Source organism: Bradyrhizobium sp. (assembly GCF_004799405.1).
Classification (GTDB): domain Bacteria; phylum Pseudomonadota; class Alphaproteobacteria; order Rhizobiales; family Xanthobacteraceae; genus Bradyrhizobium.
This window is the reverse complement of record NZ_SSMW01000111.1, coordinates 1-3,245: the sequence shown is the minus strand read 5'-3', so window position 1 is coordinate 3,245 and position 3,245 is coordinate 1. Positions and strand designations below refer to the sequence as shown.

General features: G+C 59.6%; 3 protein-coding genes. 1 reads left to right on the top strand and 2 read right to left on the bottom strand.

All coding sequences use genetic code 11. The annotated features are described in order from the left end of the window. Positions 1-359 precede the first annotated feature (359 nt). Complete coding sequence (locus E7813_RS17225) at positions 360-1,118, top strand: cupin domain-containing protein (protein WP_291575845.1); 759 nt, start codon at positions 360-362, stop codon at positions 1,116-1,118. Between the two features lie 133 nt (positions 1,119-1,251). Here the strand turns inward: E7813_RS17225 and groL are convergent, their stop codons facing one another. Beyond that, positions 1,252-2,892 (bottom strand): chaperonin GroEL, encoded by a 1,641-nt coding sequence (gene groL, locus E7813_RS17220; protein WP_291575844.1) that lies wholly within the window; start codon positions 2,890-2,892, stop codon positions 1,252-1,254. Positions 2,893-3,033: 141 nt separating this feature from the next. Then, positions 3,034-3,245 (bottom strand): co-chaperone GroES (locus tag E7813_RS17215; RefSeq protein WP_291575842.1); only part of this gene is annotated, 212 nt, incomplete at its 5' end.

The following is a 3,245-nucleotide window of genomic DNA, read 5'->3' as shown; positions in this document are numbered from 1 at the left end:
ACATGATGGGCACATTACGTGCTCATAGGTATCCGCATTGACGGGCGTGACCTCGTCTGCAAACCAAATATCTACGCTCACACCGGTTCTGGGGCATCGATACATCAACTTGGCCATCTTGGATGATTAGCGAGACAAAGAACCTGCGATTTGACCAAGGTCAAAAGCGGCTCCGTTTCCGACAATTAATGCGGTGATCGAATGGGGGCGACCGATGCCGCCGCTAGGCCGTTAGCGAAGTCGCCCGCGAGTTCATCGAAGATTATGTAGTCCCTTCAAAGTTCGAAGCCATCTGCCATTACAACAGACGGGGGAAGCGCGTATGGTGTTCTGACCATCTGTTGAACTGGGAGACCATCATGCGGTTCAGGACGACTGGAATACTGTCACTTTCACTCGGCGCGATGGCACTTGGCGCCTCCGTGGCTGCACAAACCACGCCAGCTCCGCCGGCAATTACCCGAACAGTGATCGCTGCAACCAAACTGTCGACCGTGACGGACGTGCCACTCTATTTCAAAGCCGTCAGCGTCACGCTCCCGTCGGGCGAGAAGAGCAGCGTCTCTGCGGCCAACGGCATCGTCTACCAGATTTCAGGATCGACCGAGGTCTCGCTGGATGGCGAGATCAAAATGCTCAGCGCAGGAGAGGGGCTGTTCATCGCGTCCGGGAAGACGTCTGTGCTGAAGGCGGGCAGTGGAGGGCCATCGAGCTTCCTCCACTTCTTCGTTGCCCCCGCTGCGGACCTGGATCGGCCTGCCGAGTCGGCACCTGCCGCCGTGAGCGAATTATATCGCACAGCTGCACCTATCCCTGACCTGAAGCCAGGCGGTTATGATCTCAATCTGACACGAGTCACGTTTCCGGCGCAGATGCCTTCCAATCCGCCACACCATCGGTCAGGAGCGGCTCTGTACTATGTAATCTCCGGCACCGGTGCCAACACGGTCGACGGCACGACGGCGGAAAGAGCCCCGGGTTCCTTGATCTATGAACCGTACGCCCTCGTGCATCAATGGGGGAACCCTGGCAGTGAGCTGTTGACATTCCTGGCCTTCAACATCAATCCGGAAGGTGTGGCAGCCGTGCTTCCAGGCACACCACCCAAGAATCAATAGCTTGCGGAAGGCCCTGATATGATGCTCACACGAGCTGAATTTCGGGCCTACGACTTTAATCGAATCCTAAAGCGAAAGGCCCGGCAGCGATGCCGGGCCTTTCTTAATTGAACGAGTTTTGAACCGGCCGGACCTAGAAATCCATGCCGCCCATGCCACCGCCGCCCTGAGGCATGCCGCCGCCGGCGTTCTTCTTTGGCACTTCGGCCACCATGGCTTCGGTGGTGATCAGCAACGCTGCCACCGAGGCCGCGTTCTGGATTGCTACACGAACAACCTTGGTCGGGTCGATGATGCCTTTGGAGATCAGATTGACGTATTCTCCGGTCTGCGAGTCGAAGCCGTAGGCATACTGGTCCCTCTCGAGGATCTTGCCGACGATGACCGAGCCATCTTCGCCTGCGTTGATCACGATCTGGCGAGCGGGCCAGGAAAGCGCCTTGCGGACGATCTCGACGCCGGTCTTCTGGTCGTCGTTGGCGGTCTTGATGCGCTTGAGTTGCTCGGAGGCGCGCAGCAGGGCGACGCCGCCGCCCGGAACGATGCCTTCTTCAACCGCCGCACGGGTCGCATGCATCGCGTCATCCACGCGATCCTTGCGTTCCTTCACCTCGGTTTCAGTCGCGCCGCCGACGCGGATCACCGCGACGCCGCCTGCGAGCTTGGCCAGACGCTCCTGCAGCTTCTCACGGTCGTAGTCCGCGGTGGTTTCCTCGATCTGCGCCTTGATCTGATTGACGCGCGCCTCGATGTCGGCCTTCTTGCCGGCACCGCTGACGATGGTGGTGTTCTCCTTGTCGATCATCACCTTCTTGGCGCGACCGAGCATGGCGAGGGTGACGTTCTCCATCTTGATGCCGAGATCTTCCGAAATCGCCTGACCGCCGGTCAGAACCGCGATGTCCTGCAGCATCGCCTTGCGGCGATCGCCGAAGCCCGGAGCCTTGACGGCTGCGACCTTCAGACCACCGCGCAGACGGTTGACGACCAGCGTCGCGAGAGCTTCGCCTTCGACGTCTTCCGCGATTATCACAAGCGGCTTGCCGCTCTGCACCACGGCTTCCAGCAGCGGAAGCAGTTCATTCAACTGAGATAGCTTCTTTTCATTGATGAGGACGTAGGCATCTTCCATTTCAACGCGCATCTTGTCGGCGTTGGTGACGAAGTAGGGCGAGATGTAGCCGCGGTCGAACTGCATGCCCTCGACGACCTCAAGTTCGGTCTCGAGCGATTTGGCTTCTTCAACCGTGATGACGCCCTCGTTGCCGACCTTCTTCATGGCGTCGGCGAGGAACTTGCCGATTTCGGCGTCGCCATTGGAGGAAATGGTGCCGACCTGGGCGATTTCCTCGTTCGAGGTAACCTTCTTGGAGTTCTTGACGAGGTCGGCAACCACGGCTTCCACCGCCAGGTCGATGCCGCGCTTGAGATCCATCGGGTTCATGCCGGCGGCAACCGACTTAGCACCTTCCCTAATGATCGCCGCGGCCAATACGGTCGCGGTGGTGGTGCCGTCGCCGGCCGCATCGGCTGCTTTAGATGCCACTTCGCGCACCATCTGGGCGCCCATGTTCTCGAACTTGTCGTCAAGCTCGATTTCCTTGGCGACGGTGACGCCGTCCTTGGTGATGCGGGGTGCGCCGAACGACTTGTCGAGCACGACGTTGCGACCCTTGGGGCCGAGCGTGACCTTCACCGCATTGTTGAGAATATCGACGCCGCGCAGCATCTTGTCCCGCGCATCAACGCCGAATTTGACTTCCTTGGCTGACATAATGATCTCCGTTTTCAAGTGGTCAGATCCCAAAAGACCACCCGTCTGGCGGGTCCTTGAGGGATGACATTTGGGTTGCGGTCCCCATCCTTCGAGATGCCGGCTTCGCCGGCTCCTCAGGATAAGGAAACTGGCTGGCGCCTACGCGGCCTTCTTCTTGGCGGCGGGCAGATCGGTGAGAACGCCCATGATGTCGCTCTCCTTCATGATCAGCAGTTCCTGACCATCGAGCTTGACCTCGTTGCCCGACCATTTGCCGAACAGCACGCGGTCGCCGACCTTGAGGTCGATCGGGATCAGCTTGCCGGCTTCGTCGCGGCCACCCGGGCCGACGGCGGTGATTTCGCCCTGCG